At 43.3% G+C, this 26,689-nt stretch carries 25 protein-coding genes; 7 read left to right on the forward strand and 18 right to left on the reverse strand.

Annotated features, from left to right (window positions below):
* Positions 1-9: 9 nt before the first annotated feature.
* From TREPR_RS04685 to TREPR_RS04755, 16 genes are all read right to left on the reverse strand, one after another.
* Positions 10-1,008, reverse strand: a complete 999-nt coding sequence (locus TREPR_RS04685) for a PDDEXK nuclease domain-containing protein (protein ID WP_015707143.1) — start codon at positions 1,006-1,008, stop codon at positions 10-12.
* Positions 1,009-1,233: 225 nt separating this feature from the next.
* A complete protein-coding gene (locus TREPR_RS04690; protein ID WP_015707144.1) occupies positions 1,234-3,897 on the reverse strand; it encodes a DNA recombination protein RecF in 2,664 nt (887 codons plus the stop codon).
* A 43-nt stretch (positions 3,898-3,940) separates the two neighbouring features.
* Positions 3,941-8,836: a DEAD/DEAH box helicase gene (locus tag TREPR_RS04695; RefSeq protein ID WP_245534790.1), complete on the reverse strand. Its 4,896-nt coding sequence runs from the start codon at positions 8,834-8,836 to the stop codon at positions 3,941-3,943.
* An 80-nt stretch (positions 8,837-8,916) separates the two neighbouring features.
* Positions 8,917-9,945 (reverse strand): hypothetical protein, encoded by a 1,029-nt coding sequence (locus TREPR_RS04700; RefSeq protein ID WP_015707146.1) that lies wholly within the window; start codon positions 9,943-9,945, stop codon positions 8,917-8,919.
* 12 nt (positions 9,946-9,957) lie between these two features.
* Entirely contained in the window at positions 9,958-10,182 is a 225-nt protein-coding gene (locus tag TREPR_RS04705) for a hypothetical protein (protein WP_015707147.1), read from the reverse strand.
* A gap of 30 nt (positions 10,183-10,212) precedes the next feature.
* Entirely contained in the window at positions 10,213-10,836 is a 624-nt protein-coding gene (locus TREPR_RS04710; protein WP_015707148.1) for a S24 family peptidase, read from the reverse strand.
* Between the two features lie 136 nt (positions 10,837-10,972).
* Positions 10,973-11,821: a GIY-YIG nuclease family protein gene (locus TREPR_RS04715; protein WP_015707149.1), complete on the reverse strand. Its 849-nt coding sequence runs from the start codon at positions 11,819-11,821 to the stop codon at positions 10,973-10,975.
* An 8-nt stretch (positions 11,822-11,829) separates the two neighbouring features.
* The gene (locus tag TREPR_RS04720) at positions 11,830-12,438 is read right to left on the reverse strand and encodes a riboflavin biosynthesis intermediates N-glycosidase (RefSeq protein WP_015707150.1); all 609 of its coding nucleotides are present in this window, start codon (positions 12,436-12,438) and stop codon (positions 11,830-11,832) included.
* 142 nt (positions 12,439-12,580) lie between these two features.
* Entirely contained in the window at positions 12,581-13,171 is a 591-nt protein-coding gene (locus TREPR_RS04725) for a hypothetical protein (RefSeq protein WP_015707151.1), read from the reverse strand.
* A 194-nt stretch (positions 13,172-13,365) separates the two neighbouring features.
* Complete coding sequence (locus tag TREPR_RS04730) at positions 13,366-14,139, reverse strand: hypothetical protein (protein WP_015707153.1); 774 nt, start codon at positions 14,137-14,139, stop codon at positions 13,366-13,368.
* Positions 14,140-14,201: 62 nt separating this feature from the next.
* Positions 14,202-14,375: a hypothetical protein gene (locus TREPR_RS18565; RefSeq protein ID WP_015707154.1), complete on the reverse strand. Its 174-nt coding sequence runs from the start codon at positions 14,373-14,375 to the stop codon at positions 14,202-14,204.
* A 64-nt stretch (positions 14,376-14,439) separates the two neighbouring features.
* The gene (locus TREPR_RS04735) at positions 14,440-14,763 is read right to left on the reverse strand and encodes a hypothetical protein (protein ID WP_015707155.1); all 324 of its coding nucleotides are present in this window, start codon (positions 14,761-14,763) and stop codon (positions 14,440-14,442) included.
* A gap of 27 nt (positions 14,764-14,790) precedes the next feature.
* Positions 14,791-15,591, reverse strand: coding sequence for a DUF4393 domain-containing protein (locus TREPR_RS17795; protein WP_015707156.1), 801 nt, complete (start codon positions 15,589-15,591; stop codon positions 14,791-14,793).
* Between the two features lie 217 nt (positions 15,592-15,808).
* Positions 15,809-16,072, reverse strand: a complete 264-nt coding sequence (locus tag TREPR_RS04745; RefSeq protein WP_015707157.1) for a UPF0175 family protein — start codon at positions 16,070-16,072, stop codon at positions 15,809-15,811.
* 77 nt (positions 16,073-16,149) lie between these two features.
* The gene (locus tag TREPR_RS04750) at positions 16,150-17,370 is read right to left on the reverse strand and encodes a molybdopterin molybdotransferase MoeA (RefSeq protein ID WP_015707158.1); all 1,221 of its coding nucleotides are present in this window, start codon (positions 17,368-17,370) and stop codon (positions 16,150-16,152) included.
* 73 nt (positions 17,371-17,443) lie between these two features.
* Entirely contained in the window at positions 17,444-18,085 is a 642-nt protein-coding gene (locus TREPR_RS04755; protein WP_015707159.1) for a hypothetical protein, read from the reverse strand.
* 162 nt (positions 18,086-18,247) lie between these two features.
* Between TREPR_RS04755 and fdhF the strand changes: the two genes are divergently transcribed.
* The 7 genes from fdhF to mobA are packed head-to-tail and all read left to right on the forward strand — an operon-like array spanning position 18,248 to position 24,633.
* Positions 18,248-20,446 (forward strand): formate dehydrogenase subunit alpha, encoded by a 2,199-nt coding sequence (gene fdhF / locus TREPR_RS04760; protein ID WP_015707160.1) that lies wholly within the window; start codon positions 18,248-18,250, stop codon positions 20,444-20,446.
* Positions 20,443-20,961, forward strand: a complete 519-nt coding sequence (locus TREPR_RS04765; protein WP_015707161.1) for a 4Fe-4S dicluster domain-containing protein — start codon at positions 20,443-20,445, stop codon at positions 20,959-20,961. The genes fdhF and TREPR_RS04765 overlap by 4 nt, the downstream gene beginning before the upstream one ends.
* Before the next feature lie 26 nt (positions 20,962-20,987).
* A complete protein-coding gene (locus tag TREPR_RS04770; RefSeq protein ID WP_015707162.1) occupies positions 20,988-21,725 on the forward strand; it encodes a formate dehydrogenase accessory sulfurtransferase FdhD in 738 nt (245 codons plus the stop codon).
* Positions 21,722-22,102 carry a hypothetical protein gene (locus tag TREPR_RS04775; RefSeq protein WP_015707163.1) on the forward strand — a complete coding sequence of 127 codons (381 nt, stop codon included), beginning with the start codon at positions 21,722-21,724 and terminating at the stop codon, positions 22,100-22,102. The genes TREPR_RS04770 and TREPR_RS04775 overlap by 4 nt, the downstream gene beginning before the upstream one ends.
* A gap of 14 nt (positions 22,103-22,116) precedes the next feature.
* Positions 22,117-22,662, forward strand: a complete 546-nt coding sequence (locus TREPR_RS04780; RefSeq protein WP_015707164.1) for a 4Fe-4S dicluster domain-containing protein — start codon at positions 22,117-22,119, stop codon at positions 22,660-22,662.
* Between the two features lie 2 nt (positions 22,663-22,664).
* Positions 22,665-24,029, forward strand: a complete 1,365-nt coding sequence (locus tag TREPR_RS04785) for a [FeFe] hydrogenase, group A (RefSeq protein ID WP_015707165.1) — start codon at positions 22,665-22,667, stop codon at positions 24,027-24,029.
* Positions 24,022-24,633 carry a molybdenum cofactor guanylyltransferase gene (gene mobA, locus TREPR_RS04790; protein WP_015707166.1) on the forward strand — a complete coding sequence of 204 codons (612 nt, stop codon included), beginning with the start codon at positions 24,022-24,024 and terminating at the stop codon, positions 24,631-24,633. The genes TREPR_RS04785 and mobA overlap by 8 nt, the downstream gene beginning before the upstream one ends.
* 91 nt (positions 24,634-24,724) lie before the next feature.
* Here mobA and TREPR_RS04795 read toward each other — a convergent pair whose 3' ends face one another.
* On the reverse strand, positions 24,725-25,522 hold the full coding sequence (locus tag TREPR_RS04795; protein ID WP_015707168.1) for an acyl-CoA dehydratase activase: 798 nt from the start codon (positions 25,520-25,522) through the stop codon (positions 24,725-24,727).
* Positions 25,523-26,677, reverse strand: a complete 1,155-nt coding sequence (locus TREPR_RS04800) for a double-cubane-cluster-containing anaerobic reductase (protein ID WP_015707169.1) — start codon at positions 26,675-26,677, stop codon at positions 25,523-25,525.
* Positions 26,678-26,689 lie beyond the last annotated feature (12 nt).

The raw sequence follows: 26,689 nt of genomic DNA on the forward strand, positions 1-26,689 counted from the left end.
AGTTCAGGCTTATGTATTTGTTCCCTCGCTTTCAGAAATTTCCGTCAATTCAGCTAGCTTTTTCCTAAGGATTTTTTTGTCAGGAAGTTTAAGAGTGTATTCAGCAATAAGAGCCGGGGTTAGGCTTCTGCTGAGGGCGTATTCTACGACGGTGTCGTCTTTGGAGGCACAAAGGATTAGGCCGACACTCGGATTTTCGTGGGGTTTTTTTATATCCCGGTCCAGGGCTTCAAGATAAAAGTTGAGCTGCCCTAAATGCTCGGGGCTGAATTTGCCTACTTTTAATTCGATGGCTACAAGGCAGGTTAATTCACGGTTATAAAAGAGCAAATCGATGTAGAAATCCTGATTACCAACTTGTACCCGGTATTCTTCACCAATAAGGGAGAAATCCTTACCGAATTCCAGGATAAACTTTTTCAGATTGGCAAGGATTGAGTGTTGCAAATCTTTTTCATGGTGTTTTTCAGGGAGATTGATAAATTCCAGGGTGTAATTATCACGAAGCACTGCAAGGCCATTACTTTTCTCTATAAGGCTTTTATTCTTCTTATTTGAGATCATGGTCCGTTCAAATAACATACTGTCTATCTGCCGTTCAAGTTCCCGTTTTGAATAGTTGTGCTTTATGCATAATCTGATATAAAATTCCATTGATTCATCGCTTTTTGCGCCGGCCATTATGAGGAGATTATTAGACCAGGTAATTTCTCTCACCAGTGGTGAGAGTTTTGACTTGTCTTTATAAATCTCATAAAATTGTTTCATTCTCCAGACGTTTTGAGGGGAAAACCCGTTAATGTCCGGATATTTGGATTGAACAAATTGTGAAAATTCCCGGATTGTGCCTTTTCCCCAACCGTTTTCAAGGACTTTCTGGCTTATATATTCGCCGACATCCCAATACATATCGATAAAAGCTTTGTTTACCGATTTATATATTTTAGCCTTGGCTTTTTCGATAATGGAGACTATTTCGGTAAAATGAGCGGTTAATTCATTTGGCATTGTTAAGCAAATCCTCCAATATAGTATTGGTTTATGGCGGTATTTTCAAGCATTTTGATTTACCTTGGGAAGGGGAAGGTTATATCCGGCAATATACCCTACGGTGATTTTTATATTCTGTACCGTTATTTTAACCATATATGTCACTCCTTTCGTATTTAATTTATAGTATCAAAGACATTTCATATTAATAAACGTATGAACCCTCATATACAATAAATGATTTTATCCTGTCTTTATTCTTGTGGTAATATCAAATGAAATAACATTTGTTTCAATTGATTTCACAAGATCAAGAAGATTGGAAATGTCTGTCAATTCAAATTCTGGTAAATCATCTTCCTCATGCGTTCCCTTGTTAAGTAAATTCCACATATATTGTCCTTTCAACTTTTCAAACAAATTATAGATATCCGATTTATTATCTATTTTTTTTAATTTTTCTTTAAGTGCATCAATAAGACTAGATAAATCTGGTTTAGAGTTAGGAGAACGCATTGATACAGAGAGATCGCTTTTCATTTTTTTCCCGATTTTTTTCCAAAGATTTTCTGCAATACTTTCAACTGCTTGGCGGCACTTTGAGGCCACATCTTTTAGTTCGTTTTTTTCAAAATGCTTTTGGGCCTGCACTAAATAATGAGATGAATCACCGATGGAGAATTTGATACCACGAACAGAATTTAATTCAGTGGGATAAAAGTAATATTGCGTTACTTCTTTTTGCGTTCTTTTTACACCTAGTTTATTTTCCAATATTCTAATAAACATTTCACCATGACATGTAATAATCAGTTCCCTATTTTTAAAATCAGAGTTGTTCATTAATAGTTCTGCTATTCCACTTCTATGATCATCGTCAATGGCATTAACAATATCATCAAAAATAATAAAACCAATATTTTCACTAATTACCTTTGCCAACAATATTGAAAGTCCCAAGACTCTTATATGCCCTTCGCTTAAAATATGCAGAGCGTCATAGCTATCGGTAGAACTAAAAAACTTTATCATGATTTTTTCACCTGATCCGGAAGGCAGTATTATGTTTTCAAGTTTTTCAAAATCTGAATCATGATCGTTTATAATATTGTAATAGTTTCTTACTTTTTCGGAAAGCCCAGCAGCAAATAATGATGGTAAACCATTGCGATATTTCTTTAATTGCGATATAATATTATTGTACGCATTTATATATTTTTTATATTCCATAACTTGATTGTTTTCATTTTCGATTTCTTTAAACATCGGTTCATTTATTTTTTCAAAATTTTCCAATGACAAATTAATACGATCTATTTCATCATTAACTAATTTCTCATTTGCAGTTAATTCGGATAACCTATTATTAAATATATGATATTTCTGTATTTCACTATCACTGGTTTCTTTTTCTTTTCGTTTCTGATTTAACAAATCATTATGTTTTTGTATCAATGATTTAATCTCTGGATATTTTTTAGATTCATTTTCCACTATAGTAATTTCATTTGAAATAATAGAAAGGTTAAGAAAAATTGAAGCAATGTCTGTAAATGTCTGCTCGGTTAATTTGCTTAAAAATCCATCGTAATCTATAACTCCCAAATATTCATTTATTTCCTGAATGTTTTTGTCCAGCTCGCGTATTTGACGTTCAACACTTTTTGCCACGTTAGGAATTTTGCTTTGTAGCTCTGTTAAGCTTTTTAGTTTATTAATCTCTGATCGTGCATTTATAAATGGATTGGAAATAGTCTGTGTAATTGGAGTTTTGCATGCTGGACAAATAGATTTGTCTGAATCGGCAATATTTTCAATTGCAACAATGGCTGAATATAGTTCCTTATAATTTAAATCAGAAGATAGTTCGTATAGACATCTAATATCTGTGTTTAATTTTGAAGTGTCGGAATGCAATTCAATTGTTTTTTTTGATACATTATCAATCGTTTCCGTTTTTATATCTTCCGATATTTGCTGTGCTTTCTGTTTTTGTAATTCTTCAATTTTCCCACCAGTTCCATTAGTCCCATTCAAAAATATATATAATTCGTCTCTGTTTTTAATATCTTTATTTCCGACTTCATCTATAAGTGTATTTACATTAGTTGAAATTTCTTCAAATTTTTTCTTATTCTCTACAAGTCTTTGTTTCTCCGATTCATTTTTTTCAATTTCAATTTTAAATAAATCTGCTTTAGGTGTATTTGTAGGAAGATATTGAAAATTATCTGTAAATCCATCTACAAAATCGCTAAAGGCATCAAGGCCAAATAAAGCCGCGATACGATTTTTTTGCTCATTGGGGGTATTTGCGGATATACGAGCAAATCCATCTATACGATTTTTTTCTATAAATGCAAAACGAAATCTTTCCTGATTTTTTATTATATTTTTCTTTTGCCCTGCGGAATCAATATAATAGACAATTGGAACTTCTGATATTTTCCTGCCAACATTTTGTATATAAAAATCAAGAGGTATTCGTTTTGCTTCAGCTTCTGAAATTTCGCCAAGAAGGGCGTATTCAAGGCCCTCACAAAAACTTGATTTACCAGAACCATTGGGCCCGTAAAGAAATGTATATTTTTTGTCAAATATGAAATGTTCCTGTGAGGTAAAACCTCGAAACGGACCTATCTCTAATTCATATATTCTTTCACATGAATCAATTTTAGCAGCATCTTTTTCTCCATTTATTGATAGTATTCCGGGTATAGTATCTTTTTCTTTTAGGATTAATTCCGAAATTTTTTTCGCCCGCTGGCCTGATGCCGTACCAAGAGAGGAAAGTAAATCAAAATTAGAAATGATTATATTGAGTAGTTTTATATCCATATCGGATAATGATTGTATATTTAATAGCCTAATCCAATTTAATAACTCCCTTTTTGCAATTTCATTCATAATTGTACTCGCTCATTCGTAAGAAATGTATTGCCTATCATTTCTATTCAACCTTTGGCAATCTATTTACAATATCAACCGTTTTCACACTTAGGCTTATGACTGACAGCAATAAGTCCAGTATATACCGTGGATCCCCATGTTCCGCAGCCCAATCATTGGGATTATTGGTTATACCGCTTTCTTTGTGGGTGGTTACAGCGTAACGTTCCATAATCCATTCGATGGCAGATTTTCCGTTTACCACATATTCATAGGCTTTAGCGGGGATGTTAGAAATTGTTATTTGGGCATTATAGATAATAGTATCTTTCTGTTCCTTCTTATCCTTTTTAGCGAATTCCATTTTATTAACTACAAAATCTTTTTTCTCTACCCCTGTTACTTTAACCTCGGCAGGTTTCTTCTGATCCTCATAAGTTAGATGAAGATCCGCAAGTTTTTTTCCGGCTTCGCTAAATTCCCAAAAATCATGAGGCTTTTCTACTAATGGAAGGCGGGGGAGCATTTTTTTAAGGTCGTTGGCGAAGGTTTTGCGATACTCCGGGCTATGGAGAATACCGTAGACATAATAAAAAATGTCTTCTTTTGTCACACGGTTCCCATAACGGGTTCTGGCCTGTTCAAAAATAAAATCTGAAATAGCGTCATGGCGAATATATTCATCATCTACATTTTCAAATAATCCACCCTGAACCTTATCTTTCTTTTCATACCAATACAGAGGAAAACATTGGGATTTTCCAATTACTTCAAGGTCTGGTAAAACATCGGTAATTATACAAGAAAATTCTTTTGTAACACCTACGCCAGAAACACAAATTAAATGATTTTTATATTCTGCTGTTGGAAATAACTTTTGTTGTTGATATGTTCTTTGGATGAATTGTTTTTCATAGCAAAATGTTTGCTTTACAAAAGGGCGGTATAAAGACACACATAATGAATTATTGTCGAAATTATATTTGATGTTATTTTCAAGATCTTTAAGAAACATATCTGTCCAAGTTATTTTACTTGTATCATAAGTTACCCAATTTTTAGAATAAATCTCATTCTCTGATTTTTGGTAATCAACTCTTTGCGAATTATAAAAGTTAACCATAGCCTTAATGTTTTTTGTAAGTAGGATTTCAGAAAAATTATAAAGCCATGCATCTTTATTAGTGGCTATACCTAATGAATGCGCTGTAAAATATGAATGTGAATTACTATCGAATTTATTTTCAGCCTCTATTGGTATAAATTCATTAAACCTGCTATTACGTTTATTTATCCAGTCCCCATGTTTATTTGGTTTGATCTGCGTCATTTTTATTGAAGGGTTAAGTATACTTTGCGCCGTGCTAACAATATTGAGTTTTTCCTCTCTACTTAAATAATCCCCAATGTCTTTATAAAAAATTTCATCTTTATTTTCAATTTCATTTGGTTTCTTAACAATTATGGAAATTGATACTGGCGTTCTGGAACCAGAACCAAATATTTTACCGCCTTCTTTTCGACTTAGTTCTCCACTTGTGCGTTGATTTCCTCGTAAATTATAAACATAAATTGTTGAAAATTCTTTTTCAAGAGCCATACGGAAACCGTCAAGACCATTGCTGTCAAGCCATGAACCGTTAGAAACAAAGCCAATAATACCACCATTATTGGGGTCTAAACGGTCAGAAGCCCACCGAAATGCCTTAATATAACTATCATAAGCCGCTTTATTCAAATTAGCATTGGAAGTTTCAACATAAGTTTGTGCAATTCGAGCTTCTAGTCTAGGATATACCTGATTCTGCGCATTATCATTTGCCGATTTCTGTCCTACAGAATAAGGCGGATTACCAATAATTACCCTGAGGGGCATTTTCTGCTGTTCCTGCACCCGGCGGGAGTTTTGGGGGAATATCTCGCTAAAAAGATTTTCTCCTTCTTTAGTCTCCCCTAACTGGAAAGTATCGGTAAGACAAATACCATTAAAAGCTGTATACCCATGATTAGCCGCTTTCTTTGGGAACTTCTTAATTTTAGCTTTTGCCCCGGAATCTGCAACGGCTAATTCCTTAATAGGCTCTAAAAATATTTCGTTATAGGGGTCAAGAGATTTTAATAAATCATGGTATACGTTCTCAATGTTAATCGAAGCGATATAATAAGCCAGCAACATTATTTCGTTGGCGTGGATTTCTTTGTTATACTTCCGTTCTAAATCTTCCGGGCGGATTATGCCGCTTTGGAGCAGGCGGGTTATAAAGGTCCCGGTCCCCGTGAAGGGGTCAAGGATATGGACATTCTCATCGGATAAGCTGCGGGAGAATTCCTTTTGTAAAACATCTTCAACGCTGTGAATAATAAAATCTACAATTTCCACCGGAGTATACACTATCCCCAATTTTTCCGTTACCAGCGGGAAAGCAGTGCGGAAAAATTTATCGTAAAGGTCGCTGATTACCCTTTGTTTGGCTTCTCCGTTGTCTAAACCTTCGGCACGTTTGCGGACCGATACATAGAAGCGGTCAAGCTGCTCGCTGTCCTCTTTGGTGGTTTTTTCATTAAGGACATTGATAATACCCTGCATGGATTGGGATACGGGGTTGTTTTTGACGAAAGAATAATCCTCAAAAAGGGCTTCAAATACAGGCTGGGTAATGATGTGCTGGGCCAGCATTTCTATTGCGTCTTTCTGTGATACGGAAGGGTTTATGTTTTTCTGTAAGCCCGATAGATAGCGGGTGAATTCGTCCTTGGGTTTTCCTTCCTGCGAGACAATGGCGGTGATTTGTTCGATATGACGCTCGGCAATTTTAGCAACATCGGCGGCCCATTGTTCCCAGTATAAACGGTTGCCGCATTTCTGTACCATCTTGGCATAAATGTAGCCCTGGAATTGGGCGAATTCCAGTTCCATTTGTTTCTGGAATTCGGATTTTAGTTTTCGGTCCTTTGCGGCGCCGCTTCCGCTGTCATCGTCTCCATCGGCGGCAGCCCCGCCTATACTGGTTCCGGTTACTTTAATTTTATCGGGCTTCTTTTTATTGAGTTCTATTTTATTGATGGTAGCGTTAAAACGGTCATCGTGGGCGCGGAGGGCATTAAGGACGGTCCATACTACATTAAAGCGGTCGGATGCAAGGATTTTTTCCGGTTCCGCTGTACTCGGTACAACCACAGGGATTATGATATAGCCGTATTTTTTATTGGGGGCTTTACGCATTACCCGGCCTACGGACTGGACTACATCAATCTGGCTGTTCCGGGCGGACAGGAACATAACGGCGTCCAGGGATGGAACATCTACACCCTCGGAAAGACAGCGGACATTATTAAGGATATGGCAATCCTGCTTTCCGGTATCCGCCGATTTAAGCCATTGCAATTTCCGTTCCCTGGTCTGCGCTCCCATGGTACCGTCTACATGTTTGGATTCTACGGTAACAATTTCCTTGCGCTGTTCTTCGGTGAGGCTTTCAAAATAGGCTTCCCGAACATCATTAAAAGCTTCGGCTGTTGCCTTTGATATGGCGATATTCTGACAAAAAGCAACGGCGCTGTGCATGGGCTGGGGGTCTATGTTTTCAAAGATTTCTTTGTCGGTTAAGGATTTTTTGGAAAGGGCATTGATACAACCGATAATTTTTAATGCATCCTCTACTTCGATTTCCTTGTTTTCATTTGAATTATGCTTTTCTATAGCGGCTTTTAATTTTTCGTTTAATTGCTCTGTTTCGATGGTTAAGACAATGACTTTATAATCGGATAATAATTCTTTATCTACGGCCTCGCCAAAACCAATACGGTACATTTCTTCACCGTATAATTTGGTATCATCCATGGAGCATAAAAGAGCATCCGCCTCTTTTGCCTTTTTCTGCGCCGATTCGGAATAGAGCCGGGGGGTGGCGGTCATGTAGATTCGTTTTTTGCTTTTGAGGAATTTGTCGTCGTGGACTTTTACAAAGGCCGATTCATCCTGGCCGGAAATAGTTACACCGGTGGTGCGGTGAGCTTCGTCGCATATTATAAGGTCAAATAGAAATGAGCCTTGTTTCTGCTTGTTTATGGATTTTTGTACCTGGCTGATTACGTCTATGGATTGGTAGGTTGAAAATACTACCACTAAGCCGCCTGACTTCTTTTGTGAAGCTATGGCACGGTCGTATTGCTGGGTAATGTTCTTAATGTTGGTGGAAGCTGGCAAGGCTAAATCAACGACAGAATCATCGTCCTTGGTTTTTGACACTTGGGCATCTGAACAAATACAGATGGGGTATAGGGGTTCCTGTGCCTGGGCGGACCATTCCCGGAGGGTTTGGCCTAAAAGGGCGATAGAGGGGACAAGGAAAAGGGCAAAGCCTTCCCCCCCGGTTTCGTTCTCGAGTATGCGAAGGCTGGTAAAGGTCTTGCCGGTTCCGCAGGCCATTATCAGTTTGCCCCGGTCGCTGGTTTTAAGGTAGTTATGGGTAGCATCTATGGCAGTCTGCTGGTGGGGTTTGGGGCTGTACCGCTTTTTTACGGCCTGTTCGCCGGAACTTCCTTTGTCCAGTTTGGCCCAATCTACGGGGGCGTCAACTAAATCTAAATACCCCCGCCGTATGACTTCCGGGGTTTGGCCTTTTATGGTGTTTTCAGCTTCGGGGTTAAACCCGGCTATGGTGGTATCAAGCCATAAGCGGCATGAGAAACGGACTTTTTTACCCGGCTCCAGAACATCGTAAAAGGATTTGCCGGAGGTAGACAGAAAGGTGTCTACCATTGGTTTGTTGATCCGGGTATCTTCTTTGAAACATTTACATTGGATAGCCCAATAATCGCCGTGGATAGTCCGGGCAACGAGGTCTATTCCGGTATCTTTGCCAGAAAAGTCCTTCCGTGAGGGGAAATCGCCCCATAGCCAGACATTGCTCCACTGAGCAGCATAGAGGGGATCGGATTTGAGGTATTCCTGCATGAGTTTTTCAAAGCGGTAGCCTTTGTCCCGTTCGGAGAAGGCGGTGTCACGGTATTTTTGGATTACGGTTTCAAAGGGGTTCATGCTGTCGCCTCTTTTGAGTTTATTTTATAGGAATTAATTCTATCAACTAATTGTAGGTTCTTGAAATATGGCAAGCCAATACAATATTCAAAATTAGAATTTCTATCCGCAATATAAATACCACCAAGTTTTAAGGACATTTTGCTATTTTCCTCTGCTATAAAAATATCTTGTTGGCTATTTTTAAGAAGAGTGAGCATTTTATCAATTTGAATATCAAGTTTTTTTAGAATGGTAATTAAAATACTGAATGGCTGCGAGTCCATGCCATCCCGGGACATTAATGCGGGCATATACAAACAATCGTTAATTAAAGGAATAACCGATCTTCCATTTTTTAATTGACACTCCAATTCCTTACCCCAACAAGGGTAACCTGGGTCATTGGCGGATGATAATTTATGGATTCCTAATGGCTCTAATAATTCAGGAAATTCTTCAATTAAAATTTTTGGCGTCTCTTCCTCGTATATGGAATTATGATTTCCTTTATTAATAAGATAGAGATTATCTTTAAAGATCACATAAAAGATCAAATCATTATCTTTATTCTTAACCAAATGAAAATGCCGTATTCTAAAAGAATTAAATAAAAAATCATTAATATACTTTCTGTGATTTTTATCTTTTGATTCATCAGTATAATATGTATATGCAGAGTTTGGAAGAAAATTATATGACCTGTCATTTATTTTTTTAGTTTCGCATTGAAAGTATTTGATCCTTTTTTTTAACTGTGTTTCAATATCACTATTTTCCATTAATTGGTTTTTTAGTTTTGATGAATGGAATATGTAGTATTTCTGGGGAATTATATGGGTGTTTAAAAATTTTTCAATGACAAAGAAATAGTCTTCAAAAATTTCAATGCTGTTACTATCAGAGAAATTAGGTGGCAGAAAGCGCCATTCATTATTTGGAAGAATAGAGAGAACAATTTTTCTTGTTTCCATATCAAGAAAATTAAATATGGATTGTTTTATTTTATTAGACCTTTCAGCCTTTGTTTGCAAATCTCTATTCATTTTAAAGAAATCCTATTTTCCCGGCTTTGACCCGATAAGCGTAAAGGTCAGCCCGCATTGATATCGCTCGCCGCTTTCCGGATTGGTTATTTTATCGGAAGCGTAAAAGCCGACTGATCCGGAGGAGAAGTCTTTGGGCTGGGCGATAGTTGTGGTCCATTCTTTGCCCTCGCTGTCCTTGATGGTAATCTGAAGGAATCGTGGGGCTTTGGGGTCTCGTTTGGCTGGTTCGGGCATGGCGGGTCTCCTTATGACCTTATTATACTATCAAACCCTATGCACGCAAGTAACCACCCGCCCCTGGATCCGCAGATTTTCCAGTTCCGCCCCGCTTATCTGCCGGGGAGGATAGGCAGGGTTGGCGCTGATGAGGAAGACCGACCGGGGTAGCTCGTCAAAGGATACCCGCTTGACCAGTAGGGAGGTGTCCAGGGACAGGACATAGATGCCGTTGCCTTCGGTAAGGCCAGGGTGGAAAATAACCGCATCACCATTGTAGATGTGTTCGCCTATCATGGAATCCCCGGCGACATAGACGGCTTGTAAGTTCTCCGGGCGGTAGGGGCTGATAAGGGATCGGGGGAGTTTGAGGGTCTCCTCCTCGGCGTAGTCTTCTATCTCCCGGCCCTGTCCGGCGGCGGCTTCCTGACGAAGCAGCTTGATAGTGGCTTTTTCGGTTTCAAAGGGGGAGCCTTCCCCCAGAAGGAACCAGTTTAGGTTGACGTTATATATAAATGAAAGCTTTTCTAGGGTTTCACGGGAGGGTTTGAGCATACCGGTGGAAATTTGGTAGCCCAGGGCTTTGGAAAGGCCGAGGCTTTCGGCAAAGCCCTTTTTGGTTAGGCCGGTGGTTTTTTGGATAAAATTGAACCGTTCTCTTTCGTTTTCCATTGACAACCCTAATAATATGGTATAGATTTTCTTTACTATTATAGATGATACTCTATACTGGATTGATTTGTAAAGGAGGTTTGTAGGATAATACGGCAAAAATCATAGTAGGAACCTGCGGGTTATGCTGTATCTTTTATAGCCCGGATTGTTTCATTTTGATATTTAATTCAGCAATCGCATTATAGTTATGATGCTTTGCATAAGAGCTTGCCACTCCCTTTTCCTTTAACAAAATTAAACTTTCTGTCCAATATGCTATAATGGCCCTTCGTATCCCATCCAGGTGCATAAATTCTTCTGCAACATTAAAATCGCCTTCGTATACTATAGAGACAGAACGGGGTAATGCCCTGTCATAGGCTTCCTCTTGTATATTTCCATTATGATTTTTTACCCACTCAATAACCGGTTTATAATCAAATACTAATTTATCCATGAGTATCATATGTGTTGATTTTTTGTTTTTGGTATTTAATGTACTAAATGCTACTTCATGGGGTCCAATATTTATGGTATAATATCTTCCGCCATTTGTCATTGGGAAAAGCACAAAAGTCCAAATGCCTTGAATATCCAGCCAATGCAGCAAGCCTGTAAAACTAAATAGCTGCATTATGTATTTACTAAAATCATCGTCTTGAAACATCCTGTCAACTTTTGGTTTTCTAATAATTTCATTTGGGTCGATTTCATTTAATTTTATTGATGCTTCATAAAGGCTTATTGAAAATAATTCTTTTTGCCCTTCAATTTCTTTGACTAATTTGCTTCTAAAAATATAATGCAAATTGTATTCTACTTTTCTCCAATCATTCACCTGCCGGAAATCACCTAATGCCCAGGGGCCAAATTGTTTATAGGGTTCAGTTGCATTTATTTCTTTTATCCGTTTCAATGGTGGATAATCAGTACCGCCAATTTTTATATAATTTGTATTCTGAGAAACCAGTACATAAACAAAGCCTCCATTGGCATTTTCCATGATGATATTTACACCTTTAACTTATAAATATTTGCTATTTCTTCTCTTACTTCCATTAATGCAAATCCTAAAATATTTTCACCTTTCCAGTAACTTGGTTCCTGTATATTTTTATTATCTTCGTCAATACCTATACCCCATATTTTGTCAAAAGGGCTGGCTTCAACCAATATTTTATTTCCGGTAGATAATAATATTTCCATCATGCCTTCATTTTGAGTAAACTTATAAAAATTGCCATCCAGAACTATTTTGTATTTGGCTTTATCCCACGCATTTGCATTGAAGTTTTTGACTTGCCGCCCAAGCGCTTTCATTTCTTTTGGGTTTATTGTCGATAATATTTTTTCAAAAGTTTCCTTATCATTAAATAATAAAGCCTTTTGTGCCATCATATATTGTTCTGCGCAGCTATAATTAAATTCACCTACTGTAAAATCTGATTCCTGCCATTGGCTAAAACAGCCTGTTGATAAATTGTGTTTGTCTGTTTTCCAAAAAAATATATAATCGAGTCTTTGTCCCAGAGAAATTTGTTCTATTATTTTATCTACAGAATATTTTTGAATGTGATTTTCACTTTTAAAGGGAGATGGTAAATAGTTAATTTCATCCATATTTTATGGTAACCTTTTTATCTTATATTGTCTACTGTCACTACTAGGATTTTCAATAATTTTTAAGGGCATATTATACATACTGTCCGACTGTTTTCTGAGTTTTTATTGCCCCAATATGAGTTTTTACTCTATTGCCGCATTATATTATTTTACATTCAGCTACAATTTTATCTTTTATCTCATTATATTTTATGCCCTCAGTTAATTTTTCCAATGATTTTAATGATATTGAACTATTGTTTTTGAAAATAGTATCTATCTTATTTGTCGATAATACATAAAACACCCATTGGTCCATGTTTAATGGATTAACCGTTTTCTTTTCTTTATGTTTTAATAAGCAAAAAACATAAATGTCAGAAGGTCTATTAAATTCGTTTTTATTCAATTTTATTTTCCAGTCACCTCTTTTTTTAATTGAAAATATTATCTTGGAATAATCAAATTGATCCCATGTTTGCAAATATGCAGATGATTTAACTTCAATTTTTATTCCATCCTCAGTTTCCAGATCGTATTCACTCCATTCACTTCTAACTTCGGATAAATCTATACCCATTGCTGTTGCTATTATAAATTCAGCAAACCTTCCCCGTGTTGCATTGCTTAATAAGTCAGAAACGCTCCATTTCCAAAAATCAGCTATACTATATTCGGTATTTGCTCCATTAAATGTTAAACATTCATCTCCTGTTTTTATTTTAGTTATTCTCTTGTGTAAATCTGCCATTATCCACTCCTTTCTTATATGGTATACTATATGATTACATTTTAGTAAATGATTTATAACTCTTATTGTGGGAATATTGCCATATAATTACTTGCATACTCCAGATGACCGGGGAATAAATTTTTGCGCCCGGTGCCCTTGCGCCACCAGAAGGCAGGCATATTGGTTCACCCTTGAAAATTGTAATTATTTCTTCATATATTATCCAGAACAATAAATATCATTTCTTTAATTGTAATCATATCATTAATAATTTGAATATGTATAGGAACTAATTTTGATTTTTCTGAAAAAGAATGCAAGAAATAATTAGCTGGACTTCCTATGGTCCATGTTTTGTTCAACATTTCATGTAATTCATTATAATTTGTACCATCAGCTTTATAATTATTAATTTTTTCTTCAATCTCGTTTCTCATTTTTATATCTTCATCACTTAATTCCATGGGTGGTACATATGGCGGAATTCTATGGGCCAGAGCATCCCGATAGTTTTTTGCATATTCATTATACCAAGCTTGCGATTTCTCACTCGAAAAATGATTTTTCAAATTATCATTCAATTTTATATAAAAATCCTTTTTATATAGTCCCATTTTATTTCTTTGCTTTTTTTCTGAAATTGATGGGTCAAATAAATTATTTTCGTATGCAATAAATAAGCTTAAATTTTCGATTATTCCATATACATTTATTAAAAAAGCGTGTAAGTTAATACAAATAGTTGTTACATTACTTAATCCCAACAAGGTATTTCTATCAGGAGGATATATTTCAAATATATTCTCAATACATTGATTCAAAATATTTATCCGCCTATTTACGCCATGAATTAAATATTCTCTTGCTTTATTGTTTTTTACTATTTTTTCTTTACTGCATATTTTTTCAACAATATCAGCATATATTTTCGGAATGCCAAAAAAATAATTATTAATTTGGTTTAACTGATCTTCGGTATATTTCATCTATTAATCCTATAAATTTATTTATTCGTCTTCGGAATAATCTTTCAAAGCCATTTCAGCTCTTATAGGATTATAATAAAGATAATCCAGAGTATTAAAGTAATATTCCCATATTTGTCTTCTTCTTTTTTTATAATATTTCCATATCGTTTTTGAACCTCAATAGCGGCTTGTTTTCCACCTTTTATGATTTTAGAGATATTTTCTATAAATTCTTGGTTCAATTTTTCTTTCATTTTTCAAGTTCCAGTTTAAATGGCTATAGGCCAGTTTTCACATTTTGCTTCGATTATCTTGTTCTCAAATAATCTCAAAATATTTTGAATCGAATAAATAGTCTTCCTTTGTTTCGTCAATAATCTGATACTTTTTATCATTATAATCATTTTTAATCCCTATTACTTCGTATATGTTTCCATTAATTAGTGAAAAACTTGATTTACCAATAAATTTTACTTTCATTATTGTTTCTTCGATTATCTCAAATAATTTCTTTTCATAAAAATTATCATTATTACTATCATCTTTTATACAATAATAATCACCAGGTATAGAATTTGTTTCATAAATGCACTCTTTATACAGCACACCGATTTTTGTTTCTCCTTTATAACGAATATTCATAGAAATATTTTATAGCAAAAATCAGATTTAATCAATACAAGTTTTACAAAATTCTTTCCCGAAAGCAGTAAGAAATAATCCTTTTTTATTAATTTTATTTGTTTTATAACCTTTTGCCTTATAATTTTCTGGAATGACCATTTTTTCTTTAATAAAAGGATGATTTTCTAGTTCTTCATAAATATTGTTTTCTGTCAATAAATAATCCGGAGGGATATAAGTTATCCCAAGTCTATTAAAATTATCAAAATAATGCTGTATCTTTATTGGTGGTTCGCAATCACATTTTTCTCCAACATTTGAAAAATGCTCTAGTATATTCATACCGATGCCTGTATTATCTATTTCATATCGTAATGTTATAATTGGAATGGCAGTTTTTTGTTTTAAATATTTTAATATTTTTGCTTCATTTGGGCAAAGCTGTTTTATTATTTCAACAAAAGCTGGGTGTACTCCGTTTTTTACCACTTTGTTCATTGAAGCAGCCAATAAATTAGCATACATATTTCGTAATTCAATATTATCCATACAATAACTAATATATTGAAGTGCAGGTACGGCTATATGAGTTTCAGGCGGTTCAATGTTCTCAGGGTTGATATTTTCCAATTTTATGTTTAATAATAATTTTGTTTCTGATAAGTTGTATTCTTTAGAAATAATCCATTTTTCCAGAGGCAATAGGGCAGCCTTTATTGCCCTGGGAATTAACCCAATTAATTCTCCGGTTGGTTCAACGATAGGTTTCCCACCATCATTATAAACAGCTTTCCCCACTTCTTTAACTAAATCTTTAGCTACTTCAAGAGAATCTTTATCCATCATTATATATTCCTATGGTTCTATATAATATTAGTTTTCATCATTTTTCAAGAACCCTTTAGGCATTTCACATAAATGAGTAAAAAATAAAACCCTCCTAGCCGGAAAGGTGCCAGCCGACTTTGTTGGGGAACACTTTTGCATAGGGCCGCCGCCTTATGCTTCGGCCTGAAATTTCGGGCGTATCCTTTTTTCATTATGGGTAATAATTGGCGTGGTATTAGAGACGGCCTTTAAGCGCTGCAAAATCGGCTCCTAACTCATCAGCCTCGGCGAATATGGAAACATGGTAATTTGAAAGCACATCCAAAAAAGCAATCCTCGGGATACCCAGGGCTTTTGCAGCTATACCGGAAGAAACTTTCCCAAGTTCGTAGAGTTTTACCAGAGAAAGGGTTTTCATTTCCTGGCCGAATTCTTCACTTTGCATTTTAAGGGAAAATGCCAGAGTTTCGGGATAGTTTATGGTTATTTGTTTCTCCATTATACCACCTTATGCCTTTCTTATCGGCGCTTCTTTATATATTAATTCGCTATCCTGGACCGGTCAAGCCATCGCTGCTAGAATAGTACCACCTCAACCTCGCTGCCCTCATTCAGAGCAGTACTCTGCGCCGGGATGTCTACGAAACAGTTGCAGCCCAAAAGGGACCGGATCTGCCCCGAAGAGTGGCCTTCGGGCAGGCTTACAAAAGGAAGGTCCCGGTTTTCTGGCTCTGTGAGTTTTGCCCGGATAAAGCGGCGGGTGGGGCTTTTCTTGAGGAAGGGGTCTTTCAGGCGGGCCAGGATACGGCGGGTTTCCAGGTCTCTGCGGCGGGCCAGTTTTGCCAGGGCCGGGCGCGCCAGGAGTTCAAAGCTAGTAAAACTGGCGAAGGGGTTACCGGACAGGCAGAGGAGAAGCGTGTTCCGGTACACCCCGCAGAGGACGGCGCTGCCGGGCTTGAAGGCTACACGCCAGAAAAGCTGTTCTGCCCCCAGCAGGGTAAACACTTCAGGCATGATGTCCTTGTCGCCCACGCTCACCGCGCCGGTGGTGATGAACATATCCAGGTTCCCAGCCTCCGCAGCAATTCTGGCGGCTACCGTAGCGGCGTCATCTGCCATTGCAGGCAGGAGCCGGGCATGAAAACCAAATTCTTCCAGCCGCGCGGAGAGCATAGTATCGTTGCTGGAATATATTTTTCCCGGCGCCAGGGGCTGGCCTGCCGGGGTAAGTTCGTCCCCGGTACAGAGGAGGCCGATCCGCGGGGCGCGCAGTACTGGTACGGTATCCATACCCATGGACGCAAGTAGCCCCAGATGGACTGCCCCGAGCCATTCCCCTTCCTGGACGAGCGGTTCCCCCTTGGGTATATCCTCACCCCGAAACACGTAGTTTTCCTGCGCTTTGACAGGACGGAATACCAGCAGCTCCCCGGCTTCGGTCCGCACATCCTCCAGGGGGACCATGCAGTCCGCGCCTAGAGGCATGGCAGCCCCGGTCATGATCCGCACCGCTTCCCCCGGCACAAGGGGGCGCTCAAAGACACCGCCGGCGTATACGACCCCGGTAATGCGCAGCCGCACCGGTTTATCCGCCGACGCAGTCGGGGTGTCCCCGCTGCGGAGGGCAAAGCCGTCCAGAGGGGAGCGGTCAAAGGGGGGATTGTCCATGGGGGCATGGATGGTTTCCCCGGCAATAAACCCCAGGGCCTTATTGAGGGGGAGGCGCTGAATTTCTTCGATGGGGGAGGTCTTGCTCAGGATCAGTTCCTGGGCTTTTTCCAAGCTTATCCATTCCATGACGATATTATAGTAGAGGGTATGGGGTGTGGGGTAGGGGGTTGAGGGCTATTACTCCGGCTTAGAAATGACCTTACCCCTCCGCCCTAACCTGTATCCGCCCCCCCGCATCCCGGCTCACATTCAAAGCCGCCATCACACCTTTCAGCCTCTCCGCCGTAATGGGGCTATCCACCGTTATCTGGGCCAGGTCCGCCACCCGGGCAGCGCTGGGTTTTACCTGTTCCCCTTCTCCGGCCTTGACCATGATAAAACAGCCCGGCTTCACCACTTCCCGCAGGCTGTTTGATTCGCCGATGATAAGCGCCGCCGGGGGTATCTGTTTCAGAAATTCACTAAAACCTTCTGCCAGGCTGGGCTTCACAGACCGGAGCCAGAAAACCCGCTTTGCTCCGGCTTGGAGCAGCCGGGAGGTGTCTTTTTCAGCGCTACTTGCAACGCAGTTCCCCGCGCATTCGGCGGGGATATCCCTGCCGCTGGAAATCCCCTCTTCTTCAAGCACATAGGGTGTAGAAATACTGCAAGCCCCGCAGCCTTTTCCGCCCCGGGGACAGGGCTCCCCCACTTGGGTCACCGTGGTAGTCTTGAGGGCGATCACGGTGAAATCATCCTTAAATAAACGTATCAGCTCCGTTGCCAGCACTGTTTTTCCCGCATTCCGCCCTGTGGCGCCAATGAGGATCATCTGTTCTGCAATGGGAAGGGTATCTTCCATACCTAACAATATATCCTATTGAGAGGTTCAGGACAATTATATAGGCCACTATTTTCTTGACCCCTGTAAATAAGGGTGATATAATAACTTATATTATAGATATATATTTATCTATATATTTATCCACACATTGGTCTATCCATATACCAGGAGAGGGGTTTTATGGCAAAGAAAGTTTCCGTTAAGGAAATTCAGACGACCTGTTGTTACTGCGGGACAGGTTGTCAGCTTTTGTTCACCGTTGACCAGGATGCAAACAAAATTTTGGATGTGCATCCGGTCTGGGGCAGAACGAACGAGGGAACCGCCTGTTTGAAGGGCTGGTACGGCTGGGATTATCTGAATGATCCCCAGATATTGACTAAACGCTTGAAGGAACCCATGATCCGCAAGAACGGGAAGGGTTCGCCCCTGGAAGTGGTGAGCTGGGATGAAGCCATCAAATTTGTGGCGGATAACTTCAAGAAGATCAAAGAGAAATGGGGCCCCGATTCTTTCCTCGGCGCAGCTTCGGCCCGGGGACCGGGAAACGAAGCGGGTTACATTACCCAGAAGTTTACCCGGGCGGTTATGGGGACCAACAATATCGACCACTGCGCCCGGATTTGCCACGCCGCTTCTGTCGCCGGTTCACGGCAGACCATTGGCGAAGGGGCCATGTCCCTGTCCATCCCGGAAATTGAGAATGCCGAGGTTATTTTCAACATCGGCTATAATGCGGCGGCTTCCCACCCCATCGTGGCCCGCCGTATCGTCAAGGCCAAGGAAAAAGGCGCCTTTATTATCTGCGCGGACCCCCGGATCACCGAAACCGCCCGGATCTCGGACCTGCATTTGCAGTTGAAGGGCGGGTCAAATGTAGCTTTGGTGAATTCCCTGGCGAATGTGATTATCAGCGAAGACTTAATCGACCATGAATTTGTTAAGCTCCATACTAAGGGCTTTGACGAATTCTGGGAAATTGTCAAAGAATATACCCCCGAATACGCCGCGACAATCACCGGCCTTTCTCCTGAGGACATACGCTTTACCGCCCGGAAGTACGCCAGCTCCAAGCATTCAGTTATCCTGTGGGGTATGGGGATCACCCAATTTTCCCAGGGGGTTGAAACGGTTAAATGCTGCTGCAGCCTTGCCATGCTCACCGGGAACTTCGGTCGGCCCAGCTGCGGCACCGGGCCTGTCCGGGGGCAGAACAATGTGCAGGGTACCTGCGACATGGGGGACCTGCCGGATGTGTACCCGGGGTACCAGAATGTTACGGACCCGGAAATACAGGCAAAGTTTGAAAAAGCCTGGGGGGTAAAACTTTCCAATAAAGCGGGCATTCAGCTTACCCGGGTTCCGGAATTTGTGATTCACGAAAAGGATCCTGCAAAGCGGATACATGCCTACTATATAACTGGGGAAGATCCGGCCCAGTCAGACCCGGATTTGGAAGAAATCCGCGAGACCCTGGACCAGGTTGACTTTGTGGTGGTTCAGGACATTTTCTGGAACAAGACCGCCGAACACGCCGACGCTGTTTTGCCCGCCACTGCCTGGGGCGAGCATGACGGCTGTTATACCAGTTCCGACCGGGGCTTCCAGCGGGTTCGCAAAGTACTGGAACCCCAGGGCAATGTCCTGCCGGATTGGGAAATCACCTGCCGTATCGCCACCGCCATGGGCTATCCCATGCACTACAACAATACTGAAGAAATCTGGAACGAGATGATCGATCTCTGTCCCAAGTTTACCGGCGCCACCTATGAAAAAATGGAACGCCAGGGCAGCGTCCAATGGCCCTGCTGGGACAAGGGACATGAGGACACGGGAACCATGTTCCTCCACAAGGATGGCCACTTTGCCACCCCGGACGGTATCGGCATATTAAAGACCTCCCCCTATCACCCGCCAACGGAAGTGGAGAATACGGAATTCCCCCTTTCCCTCTGTACGGTCCGCGAGGTGGGGCACTATTCGGTGCGTACCATGACGGGAAATTGCCGTATGCTGCGCAACCTGGAGGACGAACCCGGCTGGGTCGAAATGTCCCTGGAGGATTGCGATAAACTGGGGCTCCGGGAAGGGGAGATCGTGAAGGTTTTCTCCAAACGGGGCAGCGTCTACACCCGCTGCAAGCCCACAGAACGGGTAAAGCAGGGCGCGGTGTACATGACCTACCAGTGGTGGATAGGGGCGTGCAATGAATTGACCATTTCTTCCCTTGACCCTGCCAGCCGCACGCCGGAGTACAAATACTGCGCCGCCCGGGTGGAAAAGATCAAGGACCAGGCCTGGGCTAAAGAAGAGGTCGCCCGTATCTACGAAGACCTCCGTTCACGGATGCACATTGTAAAAGAGGAGGTTTTAGCATGAACTCTTTCATAAAAGCAAACCCGATTCGCTGCATAGGGTGTAGAACCTGTTTGATAAGCTGCGTGGTTGCCCATGAGGGTAAACGGATATTTGAAATCGACCCCGACGCCTATAACTTTAATCCCCGGCTTTTCATGGTTAAGACCGCCCGGGTCAGCGCCCCGGTCCATTGCCGGCACTGCGAAAATCCCGCCTGCAAGGCATCCTGTACCTCAGGGGCCATCTACGTGAGGGACAATGTGGTGCTTGTGGACACCAAGAAGTGTATAGGCTGCAAAAACTGCGTCATAGCCTGCCCCTTCGGTGCGGTGGAAATCGTGGAAACCGCAGAAGTCCAGCACGACGGGTCACCCAGGAAGATCGCCAATAAGTGCGATCTCTGCGCCGGTGTTGCAGACAGCCCCTCCTGTGTGAAGGTCTGCCCCACCCAAGCCTTGGCCCTGGTTACCGAGGATGACTTGAGCGAAAGCGTAGCGGATAAGCGCAGAAGCGCTGCTGTCGCTGCTCTGGTCTGAGAAGCGGGTACGCGGATTGTGAAACTGTGAGTGGAAGGGAGCAGGGCGCGGCCTGTTGGGAAGAGCGGGATATTGTCCGTATAGACGCAACGGGCCGCCATAGGCGAATCGACCGGGTAATTAAAGAGGAGCCCTGTACCCTGTTTATCAACGGGGAACAGGTCAACATCTTTGCCTGTTGTCCGGCTGATTTGGAGGAACTGGCCGTGGGCTACGCTTTTTCAAAGGGATACTTCAGGGATAAAAAAGAGATAGAGGCACTGTCCATAGATAGTGACTCCGTTTCTTTGTCCATTCGGAACAGTGGAACTGTCGCCGATGCGGACACTCGGGTTTTCCCGGAGGAAATTTCCCTTTCCCCCGACGATATATATGCTGTCTGGGAAAGCTTTAACGCCCAGTGCGAGTTGTTCCAGGCTACCGGGGCGGCCCATGCCATGGCCCTGACCGACGGCAAACAGATACTTTTGTTTGCCGAAGATGTGGCCCGCCACAATGCCCTGGCAAAATTAATCGGCAAAATAATTCTGGGCAGCGTTGATCCCCGGGGGAAGATTTTGCTGATAAGCAGCCGGCTGGCCCTTGAAATGTTCAGGATGATAGAATCCCTGGGGCTTGCAGTATTGCTGTGCCACGGGGCGGTCAGCGCCGGGGCGGTAAGAAAGGCGGAAGAAGCGGGGATAACCCTGGCGGGTTTTGTGGGGCGCGCTTACATGAACATTTACAGTCACGGTGAGCGGATTACCGGGGTAGGGGCTGTATGAAGGGCGTGAAAAAAACTGCCCAGGGAAAATCCGGCCCGGAACAAAGGGATTTTTTGCCCGAGGCCCTGTCCGGGGCAGAGACCCTGAAAGGGGAGCCGGCAAGGCCGCCGGCAGGGGAGCCAATAGTGGTACGGTGCGCGGACTGTGCCGAGTTTCCCTGTAGTATTAAATGCGATAGTAATGCTATCGCCTATGTCTGTGGGGATTTGATGATAGAGCTTGATAAATGTGCTGTATGCGGGCAGTACAAGGGCAACAGTATCCCTGACTGTGTTGTCTCCTGCGGGTTTTCCCAGGAGAAGGCAGTCCTGGAAATACCAAGCGTCGGAATGAAACAGATCAGGGCGGCCAACGCCCTGTCCTTGCTGAAACTTTAAGAGAGGAGTTTTCTATGAGCGGAGAGGGAGCGTTTTTTGTATTGGCTGACCCGGAAAAGTGTACCGGGTGCAGGGCCTGCGAGGTGGCGTGTTTTGCGGCCCACCAGAAAGGGGTCCTGAAAACGGTTGGGACGGTTACTACACCGCTTATTCCCAATTTATACCTAACCCGGACTGAGACTATCAAGATGCCGATCCAGTGTCACCACTGTGAAAACGCACCCTGTCTCCAGTCCTGCCTGCCCGGCGCCCTGGAACGGAAAGACGGGTCTGTAGTGGTGAACGGCAAAAAATGTATCGGTTGTCGGAACTGCGCTTTGGCCTGTCCCTTTGGGGCCATCCAGATTATAGGGGCGGATATCCTGCCTGAACTCGGCGGTGCGGCGCCGGCGTTCAAGTGCGACCTCTGTCCGGATCGGGAGAATGGCCCCGCCTGCGTGGCCACCTGCCCCAACGAAGCGTTGCGGGTGGTTGACACGGAAGAAGAACTGCGGGAAAAACGGATCAGGTCAAGTGAAGCGGCGGAAGCCATTCAGGGCAGCAGCAAGGGGGTGCAGTAATCATGGCGGTAATTCAGATAGATAAAGATATTTGTACGGGGTGTCAGGAATGTACCAAGGTTTGCCCGGTCTATGCTATTGAGGGAAACCCCGGTGAAGCCCAGACCCTGGTTGCGGAACGCTGCGTTATGTGCGGCCAGTGTGTGCAGAAATGCAAGTCCTATGTTTCCCTGATCGATCACGGCCCGGAAATGTACAATAAAAAGCGCGAGGAGCGGATGCTGCCTGAAACAGTGCGGGAGCCCCTTTTTGCGGCCCATAACGTGAGCCATTTGGCGGAAGTGATCAAGGCCCTGGGCGATCCTTCCCTGTTCACGATTGTGCAGGCCGCCCCGGCGGTGCGGGTGGGTATTGCGGAAGACTTCGGCCTGCCCCTGGGCTCCCTGGCTTCCGGCAAGATGGCCGCAGGCCTGCGGCGGCTGGGCTTCAAAAAAGTCTACGACACGAATTTTTCTGCGGACCTCACCATCATGGAAGAGGGCACTGAGCTGGTAAAGCGGGTCACCGAAAAAGGCGTCCTACCCATGTTTACTTCCTGTTGCCCTGGCTGGGTCCGGTATATGGAGAACAACCACCCCGAACTTACCAAACACCTTTCCTCCTGCAAGAGCCCTCAGCAGATGGCCGGCGCGGTTTTTAAAACCTACGGTGCCAAGCTCGACGGGGTCAAGGGCGCCAAGGTTTATAACGTATCGGTCATGCCCTGCACCTGCAAAACCTTTGAGGCTGCCCGGGCGGAGATGAACTCCTCGGGTTGGCAGGATATCGACGTGGTGATCACCACCCGGGAACTGGGCTATCTCCTCAAGTACAAGGGCATAGATCTGGCTACCCTGCCGGATGAAGAATTTGATATGCCCTTAGGCGAGTATACCGGGGCCGGGGCCATCTTCGGCGTAACCGGCGGGGTTATGGAAGCGGCCATCAGGACCGGCTACACCCTGATCACCGGCAAGGAACTCAAGGATGTGGACATCAATGCTGTGCGGGGAAGCGACGGCTTCCGTCGGGCGGAGATCAAGGCTGGGGATCTTACCCTCAAGGTAGGGGTGGTTACCAATCTTAAGAACATAGACCCGGTGATAGAACAGCTTCAGGCAGGAACCCTGGACGCCCACTTTGTGGAAGTCATGACCTGCCCCGAAGGCTGCATCTCCGGTGGAGGCCAGCCGAAACTGCTGTCAGACACTGATGTTCCCGAGGCATACCAGAGCCGGCGCAATGCCACCTATGACCATGACAAGGCCCTGCCGAAACGGAAGTCCCACGAAAGCGGGGCGATAAAGAAGATCTACGCCGAATTCCTGGAGAAGCCCAACGGACACAAATCCCACGAGCTTCTGCACACGAGTTATAAGAGTGAGTGAAGAAGCCAAGCCGCTGACAGGCAGCGCCCTGATCCTGGCCGGTGGCCAGGGTAAGCGGATTGGCTACGACAAAAAAAAGCTGGAACTGGCTGGGGAGCGCTTGCTTCCCAGCCTTGTTGAACGGCTGGGGAAACTTTTCAATGAGGTGTTCATCTCCTCCAATAACCCTACGGGGGTGAGCGGCCTCATTACCCTTCCCGACAGCATTGGTGAGGGTCCCATGGCGGGCATCTATCAGGGCTTGCTCCGCTGCACCAGCGAGTACCTCTATGTGGTTGCCTGCGATATGCCCTTTATCAATACTGACTATATCGCCTATATGCAGGAACTCTTGGCCCGGGAAGGCCCTGATGTGTGCATTGCCCGGCATGATAACGGCGACCTGGAACTTTTTAATTCCTTTTATAAAAAAAGCTGTGCTGCACCCATGGGGGAAGCCCTGTCCCGGGGAATATACAAGATACGCCTGGTGTTTGACCAGTTAAATGTCCACATGATCCATGGTGAAACCTTACAAAAATTTGGTGATGGGGAGATGTTTTTCAATATCAACTACAAAGAAGACCTGGAGCAGGCGGAACGCAACTTGCAAGGCCGGCTTTAGTCAGACCGACTTTAGCCAGCAGGTTCCCCGCGCTACTTGCAACGAAGTTTCCCGCGCTACTTGCAACGAAGTTCCCCGCGCAGTATTTCTATTAGAATACCCCGATACAAGCCGCCCCAATGGCGCCTGCGTAGATTCCCTGGGGTAAAAATTGCACATCAACCTTGAGTACCTCTGAAAGCGCCCTGCGGATACCGGAGCTTTCCGCAAGTCCTCCGGTTAATACTACCGGAGGTTTGAGGCCGACCCTGGCAGCAAGGCTGCTTATCTTTACTGCCATGGACAGCGCCACTCCTCCTACAATTTCTTCCCGGCTATGCCCTTTTGCCAGGAGCCCGATGATTTCCGATTCCGCAAATACCGCGCAGGTGCTATTTAATCGAATGATTTTTCCGGCGGCAAGTAAAGTGTCCAGGAGGTTTATGTCAGCATTGAACCTTTCTAAGACCATCTGCATAAAGCGGCCCGTACCAGCGGCACATTTGTCGTTCATCTGAAAAGACGTCACCTTGCCGTTTTCCACTGCAATGACCTTGCAGTCCTGGCCGCCTATATCGATAACCGTCCTGACCCCCGGCATCAGGTATTCTGCGCCCCGTGCGTGGGCGCTTATTTCGGTAACAGCCTTAGTCCTTTCGGTCACCATATCCCGGCCGTACCCGGTGGCGATAACCGGTATATTGACAGCCAGGTCATTATCAGCTGCGTTAAGGCCAACATCGGCGGCGTTGCCCTTAAGGTTCGCCAAAACATGAGAAGCGCTTTCCTGCAAATTCCACCCCGTGGGCTGCAGAGAATAAGCAGCAACCCCATGCCGGCTTAGTAAAACTCCCTTGCATAGTGTGGAACCGCAGTCTATGCCGATGGAGTATTCAGCTTTCCCGTCCATTTATAGCATCTCAATAAAGGCGGATATACGGGTTTTAAGCTGCTCCGTATCTCCGGAGGAATAATCGGTCTCCAGGCTCATAAAAGGTATGTTACGGGTCTTGAGAAATTCCCCAATAGTATAGGATTCTATAGCGTAGGTATGACAGGATTGCAGCACCATTTCCAGCACCCCGTCGGCCTTGAATTGATCGCAGAGCCGCCCCAGCAGTTCAAGCCGGTTTGGGTTGGGACTCATCACGCTGCATCCTATATTGAGATAATAGTCACAGAGGGCATCGTAGGGTTCGGCGGACTCGTCAATCTGCCGATCAAACTGTTTTGCTCCGGTACAGTTTTCATAGGCTACTACCACTGCCCCGCTTTCTTCAATGACCCGGGTGAATTTTTCTGTGGCCCCTCCTATGGGGCAGCCGGTAACAATGATGCGTTTCGCCGTGGCGGCAACAGGATGCTTTCCGTTTTGGTATTCATCGGTAATCTTGCTGATGGTCTCTTTTAATTCCTGTACTTTTTTTTCGTGATCGAATTTGAACTGAACGCCAAATAGTATCTGAAGCTGCTGTAAGCCGGAAAGGGGAGGGGGGTTCATCACCGATAGTTCATACACGTTTTTTAAAAGGGCACGTTCCTTGTTCCTTTGCTGTATAGCCTGGCGTAGTTTTTCTGTCGTAATGGTTACGCCGAATTTTTCTTCCACTCTGCTCTTTAAGCGTTTAATTTCTTCCATCCAGGTCGCCCGGGAAGCGGGCCTGTCCTGATTATGGGGAAGATCCATCACATGGACATCCTTGATCTTGCCCAGGAGTTCGTACATTTTTGTTTTCCCGTCACAAGTAGTCTCGCCAACCACCAGATCAGAAAAATACATATAGGGGCATTTATCGGCGGCGGCGAATCCGTAGGAAGCTTTAATAAGGGGGCAGAGGTTGCGGGGAAGGACCTTTTCCGCCTCCCCTATGGTTTCATCGCTGGTAGAACAAAGGCCCACAGGTATGAGGCCGACGGCCAAAAAAAGTTCTATCGGCACATAGGTACAAAAGGTTCCAACCACTCCCTTGCCCTGTTCCTTCAGGATTTTCATGGCGATAAAGCCCTGTTTACGGGCATCGGAAAAGGATTCAAAAATCTCAGGCAGCTCTCTTTGTTCAATCATTGTTTTATTACT

The organism is Treponema primitia ZAS-2 (assembly GCF_000214375.1).
GTDB lineage: Bacteria > Spirochaetota > Spirochaetia > Treponematales > Breznakiellaceae > Termitinema > Termitinema primitia.